Raw genomic sequence first — 15,792 nt, forward strand, 5'->3', positions numbered from 1 at the left:
CGGCCTGAGGTGTATAGAGTTGCTCGCATGCCCGAATCGGCCACACCTCACGGCGACCCAGGTCCCCAGGAACTGGTGATGACGCTGCTCGGCACCTACGTGTCGCCGCGCGAGAGCCGCCGTGTCTGGTCCGGCGGCCTGGTCGGCGTGCTCGCCGGGCTGGGCTACTCCGACGGCGCGGCGCGGATCGCGCTGGCCAGGCTCGCCCGCCGAGATCTGCTCGCGAGACACAAGTCGGGCAGGCTCGTCCACTACTCGCTGACCCGTCGCACGATCGCGTTGCTCGACGACGGCGACCGCCGGATCTTCTCCCTCGGCAAGCGCGAACGCGAGGTCGGGGAGTGGACGGTCCTGTGGCAGAGCATCCCCGAAAGCCGCCGTCAGGCCCGGGAACGGCTGGTGCGACGGCTGCGCTTCCTCGGTTTCGGCCCGGTACAGGACGGCACCTGGATCGCCCCGCACGACCGCGAGGCCGAGGTGCTCGCCCTGCTGACCGAATTGGACGTCTCCGAACACGCCGGGCTGATGCTCGGGACACCGTCGGCGGGGCTCGACGTCCGGCGGTTCGCCGGCCGGGCCTGGAACCTCGACGGCCTCGCCGCGCGTTACGACGCGTTCGTCCGAGATTTCGGCGGATATTCAGGCGACCTGCCTGACGCCGAGGCGTTCCAGGTCCGAACCTGGCTGACGCACACCTTCCGCGCCTTCCCGTCGCTCGATCCGGAGCTCCCGGTCGAGCTGGTGCCCGCTCCGCCGAGCCGGGCGGCCGCGGTCGAACTCTTCCACGATCTCTACCAAGCACTGGCCCCGGCGGCACAGCGCCACTTCGATGAGGTGACCGAACCATGAACGACACTCAGGCGGCATTGAGTTACACGTCCTACCTTTCGCTGGACGAAGTGCTGGACGCGCAGCATCCGAGGTCCGACGAACACGATGAACTGCTCTTCATCGTGATCCACCAAGTGTATGAACTTTGGTTCAAACAAGTTCTCCACGAGGCGCTTTACCTGCAGGAGCAACTCGAAGCGGGTAACACCGCTCACGCCACCCGCACGCTGAGGCGAATCCTGACTATCTTCAAGGTGGTGGTCGCGCAGATCGATGTGCTCGAGACGATGACTCCGAGCCAGTTCACCAGTTTTCGTGCGCGACTCGACGCTTCGAGCGGGTTCCAGTCGGCTCAATTCCGCGTACTGGAGGCCGTTCTCGGCCGCCGGGACGAGCGGGTGTTCGCGCATTATCCCGAGGGCGGTGACCAGCGTGCCCAGATCGCGGACGCGATGGCACGGCCGTCGCTCTTCGATTCCTTCGTCACGTACCTCGCGGTGAAGGAGTACGACGTCCCGACCGGGCGCGATGTCACCAAGCCACTCGAACCCTCTCCGGCGCTCCAAGAGGTTCTGCTGCGGGTCTACCGCGACGACACAGGGCCGTCCGTCGTGGCGGAGCACCTGGTCGATCTGGACGAAGGGATGCAGGAGTGGCGGTATCGGCACGTGAAGATGGTCGAGCGCACCATCGGAGACAAGACCGGGACGGGGGGCTCGTCGGGCGCGCACTACCTGCGTTCGACGCTTTTCTCCCCGATGTTCCCGGACCTCTGGGCGGTGCGGAGCAGGCTTTGACGAACCTCGACGAACTCCGCCGCGATCCCAACGCGCTCGCGGCGCACTACACGGAATTCGGTGTGGCGGACCGGATCCTGTTGACCGGGCACTCCCACCAGGCCTGGCCGGACGTCGCGCGGGAAGGCCTTCTCGAGGCCTTCGCCGACGCGGCCGAAGAGGTCGACACGAAATGGGACCGGGCCTTCGCGAAGGCCGACGAGCTGCGGGCCGGGTTCCGGGCGCTGCTCGGTGACCCGCACGGCGGCATCGCGCTCGGCGCCAGCACCCATGATCTGGTGATCCGGTTCCTGTCGGCGATGGATCTGCGCGGGCGCCCGCGCCTGATCACCACCGACGGGGAGTTCCACACGCTGCGCCGCCAGCTGGCGCGGCTGGCCGAGGAAGGTGTCGAGGTCGTCCGCGTCCCCTCGACGCCGGTCGCCACCCTGGCCGAGCGTGTCGCGGCCGAGGTCACCGAGGACACCGCGGCCGTCCTCGTGTCGGCCGTGCTGTTCGAGACCTCCCGGCTCGTGCCGGGCCTGGCCCACCTCGCCGACGTCTGCCTTTCGAAGTCGGTGAACCTCGTCGTCGACGCGTACCACGCGCTCGGTGTCGTCCCGTTCGCGCTGCACGACCTCGGGCTCACCAACGCCTGGGTCCTCGGCGGCGGCTACAAGTACCTCCAGCTCGGCGAGGGCAACTGCTTCCTGCGGATGCCCGCGCACGCGCAGGAACTGCGGCCGGTCGTCACCGGCTGGTACGCCGAGTTCGGCGCGCTCGCGGACGAGCGCCGGCCCGGTCAGGTCGCCTACGCGAGCGGTTCGGACAGGTTCGCCGGGGCGACCTACGACCCGACGAGCCACTATCGGGGCGCTCGCGTGTTCCGGTTCTTCGCCGAGCATGGACTCATGCCCGAGTTCCTGCGGGAGGTCTCGCGGCACCAGGTCGGCTTCCTCGCCGAAGGCTTCGACAAGCTGGGCCTGCCCGAAGACGTCATCACTCGCGACCGCGAGACACCGCTGGACCGCATCGGCGGCTTCCTGTCCCTGAAGTGCGCCGACGCCGGAGCGCTGCAGGCCGCCCTCGCCGAACGCGGGGTCCGGACCGACAGCCGCGGCGCGTACCTGCGGTTCGGCCCGGCGCCGTACCTGTCCGACGGCCAACTCGACTCCGCACTGCGCATCCTGGACGAGATCGTCCGCTAGGTTTGCGCTGTGGCACCGTCGCCGCCGGACGACCTTCGTGCGGGGGCTGTGCCTTGTTCCAGGAACTTCGCACGTGAGCCACAAGCCGCGTGCACTCCATGACAAGGAGTCACCACAGTGACCGAAGTGTTCGGCCAAGGTACCGGCCATGAACAGGTCGTCTTCTGCCAAGACCAGGCCACCGGCCTGAAGGCCATCATCGGGATCTACTCGACGGCGCTGGGCCCGTCGCTCGGCGGAACCCGCTTCTACCCCTACGAGTCCGAGGACGCCGCGCTCGCGGACGTCCTCGCGCTGTCGAAGGGCATGGCCTACAAGAACGCCCTCGCCGGACTCGACCTCGGTGGCGGCAAGGCCGTCATCATCGGCGACCCCCACAAGCACAAGTCCGAAGCGCTGCTTCGCGCCTTCGGCCGGTTCGTCCAGTCGCTGGGCGGCCGCTACATCACCGCCTGCGACGTGGGCACCTACGTGCAGGACATGGACATCGTCGCCCGCGAATCGGAGTTCGTCACGGGCCGCTCGCCGGAGAACGGCGGCGCCGGCGATTCCTCCGTGCTCACCGCCTTCGGCACCTACCAGGGCATGCGCGCCTCCGCGGACGCAGTCTGGGGCGTCCCGGACCTGGCGGGCCGCAAGGTCGGTGTCGCCGGGGTCGGCAAGGTCGGGCACATCCTGGTCGGGCATCTGATCGAAGCGGGCGCGCAGGTGGTCATCACCGACGTCTCGCCCGCGGCGATCGAGCGCACCCGCGCGGCGTACCCGGGCGTCGAGGTCATCGAAGACCTCGACACGCTGATGCGCACCGAACTCGACGTCTTCGCGCCGTGCGCGCTGGGCGGCGTGCTCACGGACGAGACCGTCGCCGAACTCCGCACCAAGATCGTGTGCGGCGCGGCCAACAACCAGCTCGCGCATCCGGGCGTCGACAAGCTGCTCGACGACCGCGGCATCCTCTTCGCGCCGGACTACCTGGTCAACGCCGGTGGCGTGATCCAGGTCGACGACGAGCGGCACGGCTTCGACTTCGCGCGGGCGAAGCGCAAGACGACGGCCATCTTCGACACCACCAAGGCGGTGTTCGCGCTGGCCAAGGCCGACGGCGTGCCCCCGGCGGCGGCGGCCGACCGGCTGGCCGAGCGCCGGATGACCGAGGTCGGCGGGCTGCGGTCGATCCTGACCGTGTAGGTCTCGCGGTCCGTAACGCTATGAAAGGCCCGTTACTTGCAAATTTTGCAAGTAACGGGCCTTTCATAGCGCGTGGGGGCTGGGACTCAGCCGCTCTTGCGACGGAAGGTGCGCTTGTTCGCGGCGGGCCCGTGCGCGTGCAGGTTCTTGCCGCCCGCGTTCTCGTGGGCCGAGCCGGAGCGGGCCTGGGCCTGCTTGCGCTCCAGCGCCTCACGGAACTTGCGCTTGGTGTCGTCCTCTTCTCCATCCGCTGGGGACGGCGCGGGTTCAGTCATTGCTACCTCCGAGGTGACGACATGTGACAAGTGCCCAGCCTGTCAGGAACCACCACGGATGGCGAGTCGATTTACGTCACCTCGGCGGGGCGGGCAGCTGGACCGGGCCGCCGAACTCGATCCGGTTCCGCAGCAGCGGCCGCCAGCAGTGGTCGCACAGCAGGATCGGCTTCAACCGGTTGCCGCAGTCCACGTGCTCCAGCGTGATGTCGGGTTCCTGCCCCGGCGCTTCGAAGCCCCGCGACCACTCGGCGATGAAGGCCAGCGCAGGGAAGAACGCGAGGCCTTTCGCGGTCAGCCGGTAGTCGTGCGCATCGGTGCGGGTCTTCGCGGTCCCGGTCCGCAGCACGCCGACCTCCACGAGTTTCGACAGCCTGCCCGAAAGCACGCTGGGCCCGATGCCGAGTTCGCGTTCGAACTCCGAGAAGTGCCGTGCCCCGAGCAGCGCGCTCACCACGAGCCCGGTCGACCAGCGGTCGCCGAGGAGCTCCATGGTGTCCGGGAAGAACATCAGCGGATCGGCGGCCAGGGACTCGGCATCCTTGCGGCGGAAGCGTTTCGTCGCCGTCGCTTCGACGACGCCGGTGTCGTCGAGGCGGCGTGCGCGGATGTCGCGGGCGTCGACCCGGCGTTCGCAGGAGGCGCAGCCGAGCGGCGCCGACGTCGCCAGTTCGCAGTCGAGGTGGATCAGCGTCGGCAGGACGGCACGCCGTCCCTCGACCCATTCCCTTTCCCAGGCCCAGATCGAGATCAGCAGTGGCCACAGTTCGAGGCCGCGTTCGGTGAGCCGGTACTCGTGCCGGGTGCGCCGCGCGTCCCGGTACGGCGTGCGGACGAGCATGCCCGCGTCGACCATTTCGCGCAGCCGTCCGGACAACGCGGTGGGGGAGATGCCGAGCCGGAGCCGGAGTTCCTCGTAGCGGCGGAAGCGCAGGAAGAGGCTCTGCAGGATCAGCAGGGTCCACTGATCGCCGAGCAGTTCGAGTGCCCGGCGCAGCGGATCGCCCGCCGGCCTGACTCGGTGCGCCGTCGCCTCTGTCACGTAGCTCCCTTCGAATGGTGTCGCGCTCAGCGTACTACTGACTACAGCAAACGAAGTCTATTGACAGCTGGCTACAGAAATCATAGTCTCTCAGCCAATCGGTCAACGCGAACCAACCGGGGAGAACCGATGACCAGCACCTCCGAGGAGCCGATCCTGGTGGCAGCCGCCACCGGGGAACCCGAGGTCAACCCGTATCTGATGGGCGTCTACGCCCCGGTCGGCGAGGAACTCGACGCGAGCGATCTCGAGGTCATCGGCAAGATCCCCGCCGATCTCAACGGGGTGTACCTGCGCAACGGGCCCAACCCCCGGTTCGAGCCGGAGGGCCGCTACCACTGGTTCGACGGCGACGGCATGATCCACGCCGTCCACCTGGAGAACGGCAAGGCCCGCTATCGCAACCGCTGGGTCCGCACCAAGGCGTTCGAGGCCGAATCCGCGGCGGGCAAGGCGCTCTGGAAGGGCGTCATGGAGTCGCCCAAGGACAACCCGTTCGGCAACACGCACGGCCTGAACGTCAAGGACAGCGCCAACACCGACCTGATCTTCCACCGCGGCCAGGTGCTGTCCACCTGGTACATGTGCGGCACGCCGTACGCGGTCGACCCGCTCTCGCTGGAGACGCTGGGCGCCGAAGACTTCCTCGGCACGCTGGTCGGCGACATGATGGCCCATCCGAAGGTCGACGAGCGCACCGGCGAAATGTTCTGGTTCGACTACGGGCCCCGGCCGCCGTACCTGCGCTACGGCGTGATCAGCGCGGACGGCAAGGTCGTGAGCACGACCGAGATCGAACTCCCCGGCCCGCGCCTGCCGCACGACATGGCGATCACCGAGAACTACGCCATTTTGATGGACCTGCCGCTGATCCAAGACCTCGAAGCGGCGCGCAACGGACGCCACAAGCTGCTGTTCGACCGGTCGCTGCCGAGCCGGTTCGGGGTGCTGCCTCGCTACGGTAACGGTAGCCAGATCCGCTGGTTCGAGGCCAGCCCGTGCTACATCTACCACGTCGTCAACTCCTGGGAGCAGGGCGAGGAAATCGTCCTCGACGTCTGCCGTGTTCAGCGCCCGCAGCCGCGGGAGGACGCGCACACCCCGCTCGCCAAGATGCTGTCGTACCTGCGGCTGGACGCCTCGCTGCACCGCTACCGGTTCAACCTGCGGACCGGACAGTGCCTGGAGGACCGGCTCGACGACGACAACACCGAATTTCCGTCCGTCGACTCGAGGGTGGTCGGCGGCCGGAATCGCTTCTCCTACGCGGTGCACATCTCGCCGGATTCGACGCTCAAGTTCGATGGCCTGGTGTGTTACGACAATCGTGCCGGCACGAAGACCGAATATCGTTTCGGTCCGGGCCGGTGGGGTAGTGAGGCGCCGTTCGCACCACGCGACGGCGCGGCCGCCGATTCCGATGACGGCTATCTGGTGACCTTTGTCCAGGACGAGCGTGAGGGGCGCTCGGAGCTGGACATCTTCGACGCCGCCGATCTCACTGCCGGACCCGTGGCCAGGGTCCTGTTGCCCCAGCGTGTCCCGCTCGGTTTTCACGCGACCTGGGTCCGGGCGGACCAGCTGGAACCTTCCCGTAAGTGAGTGATCCCCTTTCGCGTCAGCCCGCCGGAGGGGTGTGGGCAGGTGCGCGAGGGCCGGAGTAGCCGCCGTCCGAGTCGCCCCTTCCAGGGGGTGGGGCGACTCGGGCACGGCACCGGCCCTGAACCTGGAGAGTGGAACCGGCCGATGACGGTCTTCGTACTGGGCGGGGCACAGACCGATTTCGCGCGGAACTTCGCGAAAGAGGGCGGCGGGCTGTTCGAGATGTTCGCCGAAGTGGTGCCGGACGCGCTGGTGGACGCGCAGGTCGAGCCGAACGAGATCGGTGTCGCCCACGTCGGCAACCTGGCGGCCGAGTTGTTCACCGGTCAGGCCCAGCTCGGCGGGCTGCTGGTGGCGGCCGTCCCGGATCTGGACGGCGTCCCGAGCACCCGGCACGAGGCCGCCTGCGCTTCGGGTGGGACGGCGGTGCTCGCCGCGAGCGCCGACATCGAGTCCGGGCGGTACGACGTCGCGCTGGTGACCGGGCTGGAGCTCATGCGCAACACCGACGCGCGGTCCGCGGCGGGCCATCTCGGCTCCGCGGCCTGGGTCGGCGCCGAGGCGCGCTCGGCCGATTTCCCTTGGCCCGCCTTGTTCGCCGACGTCGCCGATGCCTACGACTGGCGGTACGGGCTCGATCCCGAGCACCTCGGCCTGTTCGCCCGCAACGCTTTCGCGAACGCCGCGCTCAACCCGATGGCGCAGGCCCGCGACTGGAGTTTCCCCGAGGGCTCGTTCGGTCAGGACGATCAGCTGAACCCCGTGGTGGCGGGCGCGCTGCGCAAGAACGACTGCGGCCGCATCTCCGACGGGGCCGCCGCGATCGTCCTCGCCTCACCGGAATTCGCCGCCGAGTGGGCGAAACGCGTGGGCCGCGATCTCGCCGAAGTCCCCCGGCTGGCCGGATTCGGCCACCGGACGGCGCATTTGTCGTTGCGGGGCAAGCTGGATCGCGCCGAAGGACAGGAGTACCTGTTCCCGCATCTGCGGGGCGCGGTGCTCGACGCGTACCGGCGCGCGAAGGTCTCGGGCGCCGAGGAGATGGACGTCGTCGAACTGCACGACTGTTTCACCATCACCGCGCTGGTGGCGCTGGAACATCTCGGCGCGGCCCCGCCGGGAGCGGCGGGACGGCTCGTCGAATCCGGCGGCATCGCGCGGGACGGCGTTCTCCCGGTGAACCCCGGCGGCGGGCTGCTCGGCCTCGGTCACCCGGTCGGCGCGACCGGGGTGCGGATGGTGCACGACGCCGCGCGCCAGGTCGCGGGAACCGCCGGGCCGCTTCAGATCGAGGGGGTGCGGAACGTCCTGACCTTGAACGTCGGCGGATCCTTCACGACCGTGGTCGCGATGGTCGTCGCCCGCTGAACCCACCGGCCGCGATACGCCGCTCCGATGAGCGTCGCCCCGAGGAAGACGGCGGCGGCGACGCCGGTTTCGAGTGTGAACTGGAGTGCGCCCAGCGATCCGACGGTGAATCCCGAATGGACACTCCAGGCGATCACCGCCGTCCCGGCCGCGGCGGCCGTGCTCGTCACCGCTCCGGCGATCAGCACGACGAAACCCAGTGCCGCCAAGGACAAGCCGTGATGGTCCGCCGAGCCGAGGAGCCCGGCCACCGACGCCGCGGCGACGACGGCGACACAACCGAACGGGAAACCGAAGCACTCGGGATTCCTCATCCGACCAGTCAACTCCGCGTGACCGGGCGTGCGGTCAGCGTGAACGTTTTCCCTACGCGTTCGCCGGGATTCTTGACGAAATCCTGATCCCCTCAGGCCTTGCGCGCGTGTGCGGTGATCGTCTCGGCGATCGCGGGCCACAGCTGCCGCGGCAGTTCGTGCCCCATCCCGGGGAACACCACCAGTTCGGCGTCCGGGATCACTTCCGCGGTCGCCTTCCCGCCGCTGACGTTGATCAGCGGGTCGCTCTCGCCGTGGATGACGAGTGTCGGGACGCGGACCTCGCGCAGCTTCGCCGTCCTGTCGCCCGAAGCGACGACGGCGGCGGCCTGCCGCAACGCACCGGCCGGGTGATTCGCCCGGTCGTGGTTGCGGGTGGCCTTCATCCGCAGGTACTCGTCGTCGGACGGGTGCCCGGGCGAGCCCACGAGCTTGAACCACGTGATGCCGTCTTCGATGGCCTGCTCACGGGTGGCGGCGGGCGGCCGGGTCAGCCCGGCCAGCGCCGCCGGCTCCGGATGCCCGACCGAGGGATCGCCGGTGGTCGACATGATCGACGTCAGGCTGAGCAGCCGTTCCGGCGCGTCGATCGCGAGTTGCTGCACGATCATCCCGCCCATCGACGCGCCGACGACGTGCGCGCGCTCGAAGCCGAGCGCGTCGAACAGCCCGGTGACGTCGGAGGCGAGATCCGAGAGCAGGTACGGCGCCGTCGTCAGGTCGCCCGAGGCCAGCGCGGCGAGGTCCGGTACGGGAAGGTCGTCCAGATAGGACGAGAGGCCGATGTCGCGGTTGTCGAACCGGACGACGTGGAATCCGCCCTCGGCGAGCAGTTCGCAGAAGCCGGTCTCCCAGGTGACCATCTGGGCGCCGAGCCCCATCACCAGGACGAGCGGCGGATCGGCGGGGGAGCCGAAGGTGTCGTACTCGAGCTCGAGGCCGTTCACACGCGCGCGGGGCATGGCACGATCCTGCCGGAAGCCCCCGCCATGCGACCAGTCGAATGCGGATACGGTAGCCCGCATGCCGACTTTCTCCGAAGACGCGGGTTCGCGGCCCCGATCCCGCGCGGCTTCCGGACGGCCGGCGGTCACCAAGGACCGGATCATCGACGCCGCACTGGAGTTGTCGGCCGAGACCGGGCTGGAGAACTGGACGCTGCGGCAGCTCGCGGCCGCCGTCGACGCCTACCCCGCGGTGGTCTACCACCACGTGGGCGACCGGGACACCGTCGTCGTCGCGGTGCTGGACCGGGTGGTCGGCGAGCTGACCCTGCCCGACGAGACCCTGCCGTGGCGGGCCTGGTTCGACGAGTTCCTGCCCACCGTGCGGACCGTGCTGCGCCGCTACCCGGGTTCGGCGCGACGGCTGGCCCTGTTCGGCCCGTCTGTCGCCGCCGCCGTGCCGACCATGAACACCGGCATCGGCCGCCTGCTCGCGGCCGGATTCGGCACCGAGGCGCCGTTCGCCTACAACCTGCTGCTCGCGACCGCCTGCCAGTTCGTCGCGATGGAGGACGACCGCGAGAGCGCGATGGCGCTCCAGATGGACCGGTCCGAGGGCTACGCGGCGTATCGCACCCGCGAAGACCTGCCGGGGATGGCGGCGCTGGGTGAGTCGATCGCGGCGCTGGTCGCCGATCCCGATCTCGCGGCCGGCTACTACGAACGTCTCTACGCCTACGCGGTCGAGCGCTGCCTCGACGGGCTGGAGCACCGGCTCACCCAGTTGAACGCAATCGAAAGTTTGACAGAGCCGCGACAGTGAATCGGCGTAGTGTGGAGGGATACCGGTGCTTCGTCACCGGTCCCGAAGCCCCTGGCACCCACCTCCCCCTCGAGGTGCCGGGGGCTTCTCATGTCACTGGCGCGGGGCGGCGCGCTGGATCTCGGGGAACACCTCACCGACCAGCGTGACCAGCGATTTGCTGAGCAGCGTGTGCACCTGCGAGCGGTCGAGCGAGCCGCGGACGAGCCACTCGCGGCCCGCCGCCTTGACCATCCCGCCGAACGCGCGGACCAGCGCGTTCAGCTCTTGCCCGTGCTCGCTTTCGCGGGAGAGGCCGACCGCTTCGAGCACCCGGTCGGCCGACTCGCGATCGGCCTCTTCGAGGATCCGTTCGACTTCGAGGTCCCGGCCGATTCCTTCCGGCGCGATCGCGGCCAGCCACATCTTCTCCTGGCTGGTGACCATGTCCAGGAACCAGTCGATGGCGACGTCGGCGCGCAGTTCGAGCGGGCCCTCCGGCAGGATCTCGACGGCGAGGCGCGGCACGGTCAGCGCCCGCCGGATGATCTCCAGATAGAGCTCACGTTTGGTACCGAAGTAATGGTTGATCAGACCCCTGGCCACCCCGGCCTCCGCCGCGATGTCCGATGTGGACACTTCGGAGTAGGGACGGTCCCCGAAAAGCCTGGCGGCGCAGACGAAGATCTGCTCCTTGCGCTCGTCCGGTTCCAGTCTCCGCCATCTCGGCGCCGGCTCCGTGGTCATATGCCAATCTTCCCACGATCGATTCAGCCCGGCCGGACGGTCACGGGATTCTCTGTGACATGTGAAAGCAAAGTGTAAGTTAATCCGGCGTGTACCGTCTGTTGGCCCGCTGGTCTTTACCGTCTTCTTTCAGGTGGCATGCCGTGCGCGCTGTCGGGGCGCGTTTGCCTCCTACCGGCCCGGCCTGGCGAGTAACCCCCCCTAGCTCGCCAGGCCCGGGCCTTCTTAATGCGGGGAAGGCCTTTCGGCGGGCAAGAGCAGGGTGAACGTCGTCGGCGACGGGCTCGTCAGCCGCAGCCGCCCGCCTTCCGCCTCGGACAGGCTCCGCGCCAGCCGCAGGCCGATCCCGTGGCCTTCCCGCTCCTCGGTCCGCTCTTCGGTCACGAACGGATCGGTCCCGTCCGGGATGGCACCCTCGTCGCTCACGTCGATGGCCAGCGCTTCACCGGCGTCGCGAGCGACGACGGTGACCGTGCCCCGTCCGTGCGTCGCCGCGTTGTCCAGCAGGACGGCGAGTACCTGCCGCACCGCCGCGTCCGCCGCTCGCGCGGGCAGGGCTTCCCGCCCGCTGATCCGCAGCGCGCGGCCGCGTCCGGCGAGCAGGCCGTGCCAGGTCTGGCGGACCTCCTCGAAGAGTTTGCCCAGGTCGAGCAGTGCACGCGGCGCCCTGGTCTGCTTGGCCAGCGCCAGCAGGTCGTCGATGGTCCGTTCCAGCCGGTCGGCCGAGATGATGCCGTCGCGGATCGTGGCGTAGGGGTCGCGATCGGGACTCTCCAGCGCCGCTTCCAGTTGCAGGCGCAGCCCGGTCAACGGCGTCCGCAGCTGATGGGAGGCGTCGGAGGAGAAGGTGCGTTCCCGTTCCAGCGTCTCGCCGATCCGCTCGGAGGTGACGTCGAGCGCTTCGGCGACCTGATCGATCTCGCGGACTCCGGTCCGGCGCGTGCGCACGGTGAAGTCGCCTTCGCCGAGGCGTTCGGCGGTGACGGCCAATTCCTCCAGCGGCCGGGTCAGCCGGGTGGCGATCCGGCGTCCGATCAGCCAGCTGGCCCCGATCGCGATGAGGGCGAGCCCGGCCATCTTCAGCCAGGTCAGCCGGATCCGGGTGTCCAGCTCGGACCGGGGATGGGCGGCACGGACCACCCCGACCAGTGCCGCCCCGCTGAGCACCGGGACGGCGAGGACCACTTCGTCACCGAGCCTCCCGGTCGCCATGTCGGTGTCGTGCGCCTCGCGGACGAACCGGTCTTCGGTCGCCGGGCCGTCGCCGGTCAGGAGCCTGCCGGTCGGCGTGTAGACCGCGACCCGGATGCCGTGGATCCGATCTTCGCCCTCGTCGGCTTCGACCGGTCTGAGCTCCGGGATCCGGCCGTTGGCCAGTTCGCCGGTCACCGCGAGGGCGACGGTGTCGGCGGCGCGTTCGAGGTCGTGGGTGGACGACCCCTCGTGGAACTTGCCGACCGCGACGGCCAGCGGCACCCCGAAGAGGGTGATCGCCAGCACCGCGGCCAGCACGGTGAGGGTGACGATCCGGCGGCGCACGGACAGAGTGTGGCCGACGGGGGCGAGGATCACCCACCCGAAGCGATATTTTGCCGTCCGTTGACCTGAGATCAAGGCGATGTTGACCCCGTTCGCCTTACCTTGGGGCCATGCGCCGACGTGCCGCCGTCATGGCAGGCCCGGGGCCCGGATCCGTCCCCCTCGTCCGGTTCGCCGTCCCGGGCGAGTGTGTGGCCGTGCTGCCCGCCGGAGGTGGGGAAACCCCCGGTGGTGGTCCCGGCGTCGGCGTCCTGCTCAGGCGCGGGAACCTTTTCGACCATCTCACCGTCGAGCAGAACGTCTTGCTGGCCGGAAGGCTCGCCGGCCGTCGCGCCCTCGAAAACGCCGGTGAACTGCTCGAACTGGCCGGACTGGCAGGCCGCGGCGGCGCCTATCCCGGCACTCTCTCGGCCCTGGAAGGCGCGCGGGCCGGTGTCGCCGTCGCGCTGGCCGGGGCGCCCGAGGTGGTACTCGCCGACGAACCGGCGGGCGAACTCGACGGGCTCGCCGCACTCGAACTGATGGACCTGCTGTGCGCGGTCGCGACCCGCGGGACGGCCGTCGTCGTGGCGACTCGCGATCAGGGGATCGCCGCGGCCGCGCACCGGATCGTGAGAGTGGCGTGACGGCACCGCTGGTCCGCACCGACGAGCTGGCGCACACCTATGGCTCCGGGCTGACCGCGGTGGTGGCCGTGCACGGCGTCAGCTGCGTGATCGGCACGGACACCCGCGCGGTGGTGACCGGCCGGGCCGGTGCCGGGAAGACCACGCTGCTGCACCTGCTCGCCGGGATGAAGAAACCGACGGCGGGCACCATCGCCTGGCCCGCGTTCGAGCCGTCCCCGCCGGGCCCCGACCTGATCGGGCTGGTCCTGCAGGACGGCGGGCTGCTGCGCGATCTCGACGTCCGGCTCAACGTCGCCCTGCCGCTGGTCCTCGCGGGCCGGACTGGGACCGCGGTCCGCGACGCCGTCGACGGCGCGCTGGACCTGGTGGGCCTCACCGGGTTCGCCAAGAAGGCACCCCGTGACCTGACCGGCGAACAGATCCGGCTGGCGATCCTGGCCAGGGCGCTCGCGCCCGCCCCGAAACTGATCCTCGCCGACGACCCGGCCGGCTGGCTCGACCAGCGCGCGGGGGAACGGCTTTTCGGCAGGCTCGTGCACGCGGCGGACCGGCTGGCCGCCGGGTTGCTGGTGGCCACCGCCGAACAGGCACCGACGGACCTGTTCGGCGAGTGCTGGGCGATGGTCGACGGGAAGCTGGTGCGGGACCGGTGATCGCGGCGATGGCGTTGTGGGTCGGCGGGATCGCGCGCGTGCGCCCCGCCAGGCTCGGCGTGCCCGCGGCCGGGGTCGCGATCGTGACCACCCTGCTCGCGGTGCACGGCTGGACCGGGGCACCGGCACCGCCGTGGGTACCCGCGACGGTGCTCGTGGTGCTGCTGGCCGCCCCGTCGGAGCGTTCGCTGCGGGGAGACCAGGACCTGCTGCGGGCTCGCGGCGCGACCGGCGGGCAGGTGCTCGGGCTGGCCTCGGCCGAAGCCGCGGCCGCCGGGCTGGCCGGTGGCGTGGCGGGTGTCGCGCTGTCGCTGGCCGCCGGTTTCCTGCCCGGATCAGGGTTGTCCCTTGTCCGGGAAATCGTTCTCTTGCTGCTCGGCGGCCTGGTCGTCGCGGCTCTCGCCGTCCTGCCGCCGGTGCTGCGCGAGTGGTATTTCGTCCCGGCCGACGACGGGCCGCCCTGGTGGACTGCCTACGGCCTCGATTTCGTCCTGCTCGCGCTCGCGTTCTTCTGGCCGCTGCTCGGCTGGGCGGGCGGCACGATGCTGCTGTGGCGCCTGGTGGAGCTGGGGCTGCGCAAGGGAAAGCGGGCGATCGGCGGGGCGCTCCGGCCGCTCGTCTCCGGGCTCGCGGGGGTGCTCGCGCTGTCCATTTCGTGGCGGAGCGCGTTGCTGGCGCGGTCGGTGGCGCTGGTCGCGCTGGCGGTGGCGTTCGCGATCTCGTCCGCCCTCACCAGAGACGGCTGTACCGCGGCGACGGTGGACCGGGTGGCGTCACTCCTGCTCGCCGCGGCCGCGGCGGGACCGTCGTTCGGGCTGGCGCTCAACGAACGCCGCCGCGACCTGCTGATCGTCAGCACCCTCGGCGGGAAACGCCGTCAGGTGGCGACCTTCATCGCGGGCGACGCGCTGATCGTCGGCGGCGGGGGACTGATCGCCGGGCATCTGCTCGGCGTGTTGTTCGTCCTGCTCACCCCGGTGGAATGGGTGGCTTTCCCCCACGGGTACTTCGGGATGCTGGGCGCGGTCGTGATCGCTTCGTGCGTCGCGGCGTCCGCGCGGATCGCGCAGCTCGCCGCCCGCGACGAAGTCTCCGACCTTCGTGACTATTAGCCCTCGAAGGGCTGTTCGAGGCGGTAGCCATGGCCGCGCAGGGTCGAAATCCGCGGCGCCTGCTCGGGGGTGGGCGCCGACTCGGCCAGTTTCCGTCGCAGCGCGGCGATGTGGACGTCGAGGGTCTTCGTGGAGCCGTACCAGTGCGCGTCCCACACCTCCGACATCAGGGTGTCCCGGCTGACCGCCACGCCCGGCTGTTCGGCCAGCCGGGCGAGCAGATCGAACTCCTTGGCGCGCAACGGGATCTCCCGTCCGCCGACGCTGACCCGCCGCCCGGCGGTGTCCACCCGCAGATGCCCGACGGCGATCGCGGGCCTGCTCTCCGGCGGGGCCGTGCCGCGCCGCAGGTGCGCCCGCACCCTGGCGAGCAGTTCGCCGAGGCGGATGGGTTTGGTGAGGTAGTCGTCGGCGCCGGCCTCCAGGCCGACGACGACGTCCATCTCCTCCTGCCGGGCGGTCAGGATGACCAGCACGGCGCCGGGGAGCGCCGCGCGCAGCCGTCGGCAGACCTCGACCCCGTCCAGATCCGGCAGGCCGAGATCGAGCAGGACGAAGTCGATGTCGTCGGCCGCCGCGGCCGCGAGCGCGGTGCGGCCGTCCCGCTGCCAGGAAACCTCGTAGCCGTGCAGGCGAAGGGTCGATTCGAGGACGCCGCCGATCGCGTCGTCGTCTTCCACCACCAGCAATTTCGGCATGCGGGGGAGCTTAACCGTTGAACACTGTTCTTTTCGGCCAAGACGTTACGAACACCACCCCGTC

The 15,792-nt window shown here is 69.9% G+C and carries 17 protein-coding genes; 10 read left to right on the forward strand and 7 right to left on the reverse strand.

Annotated features, from left to right (window positions below; translation table 11 throughout):
• The first annotated feature begins 27 nt into the window (after positions 1–27).
• The 4 genes from ACZ5IK_RS21940 (at position 28) to ACZ5IK_RS21955 (ending at position 4,003) form a co-directional block, all read left to right on the forward strand.
• Positions 28–849: a PaaX family transcriptional regulator gene (locus ACZ5IK_RS21940; protein WP_465489329.1), complete on the forward strand. Its 822-nt coding sequence runs from the start codon at positions 28–30 to the stop codon at positions 847–849.
• Positions 846–1,628, forward strand: coding sequence for a tryptophan 2,3-dioxygenase (locus tag ACZ5IK_RS21945; RefSeq protein WP_101605809.1), 783 nt, complete (start codon positions 846–848; stop codon positions 1,626–1,628). The genes ACZ5IK_RS21940 and ACZ5IK_RS21945 overlap by 4 nt, the downstream gene beginning before the upstream one ends.
• On the forward strand, positions 1,625–2,815 hold the full coding sequence (locus ACZ5IK_RS21950) for a kynureninase (protein ID WP_465489330.1): 1,191 nt from the start codon (positions 1,625–1,627) through the stop codon (positions 2,813–2,815). Before ACZ5IK_RS21945 ends, ACZ5IK_RS21950 begins: the two co-directional genes overlap by 4 nt.
• 117 nt (positions 2,816–2,932) lie before the next feature.
• Entirely contained in the window at positions 2,933–4,003 is a 1,071-nt protein-coding gene (locus ACZ5IK_RS21955) for a Glu/Leu/Phe/Val family dehydrogenase (protein WP_465489331.1), read from the forward strand.
• 86 nt (positions 4,004–4,089) lie between these two features.
• On the opposite strand, the gene ACZ5IK_RS21960 is transcribed toward ACZ5IK_RS21955, so the two are convergent.
• Positions 4,090–4,278 (reverse strand): DUF5302 domain-containing protein, encoded by a 189-nt coding sequence (locus ACZ5IK_RS21960; protein WP_076164687.1) that lies wholly within the window; start codon positions 4,276–4,278, stop codon positions 4,090–4,092.
• Between the two features lie 76 nt (positions 4,279–4,354).
• A complete protein-coding gene (locus ACZ5IK_RS21965) occupies positions 4,355–5,320 on the reverse strand; it encodes a winged helix-turn-helix transcriptional regulator (RefSeq protein WP_465489332.1) in 966 nt (321 codons plus the stop codon).
• 129 nt (positions 5,321–5,449) lie between these two features.
• Between ACZ5IK_RS21965 and ACZ5IK_RS21970 the strand changes: the two genes are divergently transcribed.
• Both ACZ5IK_RS21970 and ACZ5IK_RS21975 read left to right on the forward strand, forming a co-directional pair.
• Positions 5,450–6,922, forward strand: a complete 1,473-nt coding sequence (locus ACZ5IK_RS21970) for a carotenoid oxygenase family protein (protein ID WP_465489333.1) — start codon at positions 5,450–5,452, stop codon at positions 6,920–6,922.
• Between the two features lie 144 nt (positions 6,923–7,066).
• Positions 7,067–8,290: an acetyl-CoA acetyltransferase gene (locus ACZ5IK_RS21975; protein WP_465489334.1), complete on the forward strand. Its 1,224-nt coding sequence runs from the start codon at positions 7,067–7,069 to the stop codon at positions 8,288–8,290.
• On the opposite strand, the gene ACZ5IK_RS21980 is transcribed toward ACZ5IK_RS21975, so the two are convergent.
• Both ACZ5IK_RS21980 and ACZ5IK_RS21985 read right to left on the reverse strand, forming a co-directional pair.
• Positions 8,206–8,604 (reverse strand): hypothetical protein, encoded by a 399-nt coding sequence (locus ACZ5IK_RS21980; protein WP_465489335.1) that lies wholly within the window; start codon positions 8,602–8,604, stop codon positions 8,206–8,208. The two genes, ACZ5IK_RS21975 and ACZ5IK_RS21980, sit on opposite strands and share 85 nt — an antisense overlap.
• Before the next feature lie 92 nt (positions 8,605–8,696).
• Complete coding sequence (locus ACZ5IK_RS21985) at positions 8,697–9,566, reverse strand: alpha/beta fold hydrolase (protein ID WP_465489336.1); 870 nt, start codon at positions 9,564–9,566, stop codon at positions 8,697–8,699.
• A 61-nt stretch (positions 9,567–9,627) separates the two neighbouring features.
• Between ACZ5IK_RS21985 and ACZ5IK_RS21990 the strand changes: the two genes are divergently transcribed.
• Complete coding sequence (locus tag ACZ5IK_RS21990; RefSeq protein ID WP_465489337.1) at positions 9,628–10,371, forward strand: TetR/AcrR family transcriptional regulator; 744 nt, start codon at positions 9,628–9,630, stop codon at positions 10,369–10,371.
• A gap of 93 nt (positions 10,372–10,464) precedes the next feature.
• Here ACZ5IK_RS21990 and ACZ5IK_RS21995 read toward each other — a convergent pair whose 3' ends face one another.
• Complete coding sequence (locus ACZ5IK_RS21995; protein ID WP_101605817.1) at positions 10,465–11,097, reverse strand: TetR/AcrR family transcriptional regulator; 633 nt, start codon at positions 11,095–11,097, stop codon at positions 10,465–10,467.
• 225 nt (positions 11,098–11,322) lie between these two features.
• Positions 11,323–12,669, reverse strand: coding sequence for a sensor histidine kinase (locus ACZ5IK_RS22000; RefSeq protein WP_465489338.1), 1,347 nt, complete (start codon positions 12,667–12,669; stop codon positions 11,323–11,325).
• 77 nt (positions 12,670–12,746) lie between these two features.
• Here ACZ5IK_RS22000 and ACZ5IK_RS22005 point away from each other — a divergent pair, with 77 nt between their 5' ends.
• The 3 genes from ACZ5IK_RS22005 to ACZ5IK_RS22015 are packed head-to-tail and all read left to right on the forward strand — an operon-like array spanning position 12,747 to position 15,030.
• Positions 12,747–13,262: a P-loop NTPase family protein gene (locus tag ACZ5IK_RS22005; RefSeq protein WP_465489339.1), complete on the forward strand. Its 516-nt coding sequence runs from the start codon at positions 12,747–12,749 to the stop codon at positions 13,260–13,262.
• A complete protein-coding gene (locus ACZ5IK_RS22010; RefSeq protein ID WP_465489340.1) occupies positions 13,259–13,918 on the forward strand; it encodes an ATP-binding cassette domain-containing protein in 660 nt (219 codons plus the stop codon). The genes ACZ5IK_RS22005 and ACZ5IK_RS22010 overlap by 4 nt, the downstream gene beginning before the upstream one ends.
• Entirely contained in the window at positions 13,915–15,030 is a 1,116-nt protein-coding gene (locus ACZ5IK_RS22015; protein ID WP_465489341.1) for an ABC transporter permease, read from the forward strand. The genes ACZ5IK_RS22010 and ACZ5IK_RS22015 overlap by 4 nt, the downstream gene beginning before the upstream one ends.
• On the opposite strand, the gene ACZ5IK_RS22020 is transcribed toward ACZ5IK_RS22015, so the two are convergent.
• Positions 15,027–15,728, reverse strand: a complete 702-nt coding sequence (locus ACZ5IK_RS22020; RefSeq protein ID WP_101605822.1) for a response regulator transcription factor — start codon at positions 15,726–15,728, stop codon at positions 15,027–15,029. The two genes, ACZ5IK_RS22015 and ACZ5IK_RS22020, sit on opposite strands and share 4 nt — an antisense overlap.
• Positions 15,729–15,792 lie beyond the last annotated feature (64 nt).

It is taken from the genome of Amycolatopsis sp. NPDC031561 (assembly GCF_055580625.1).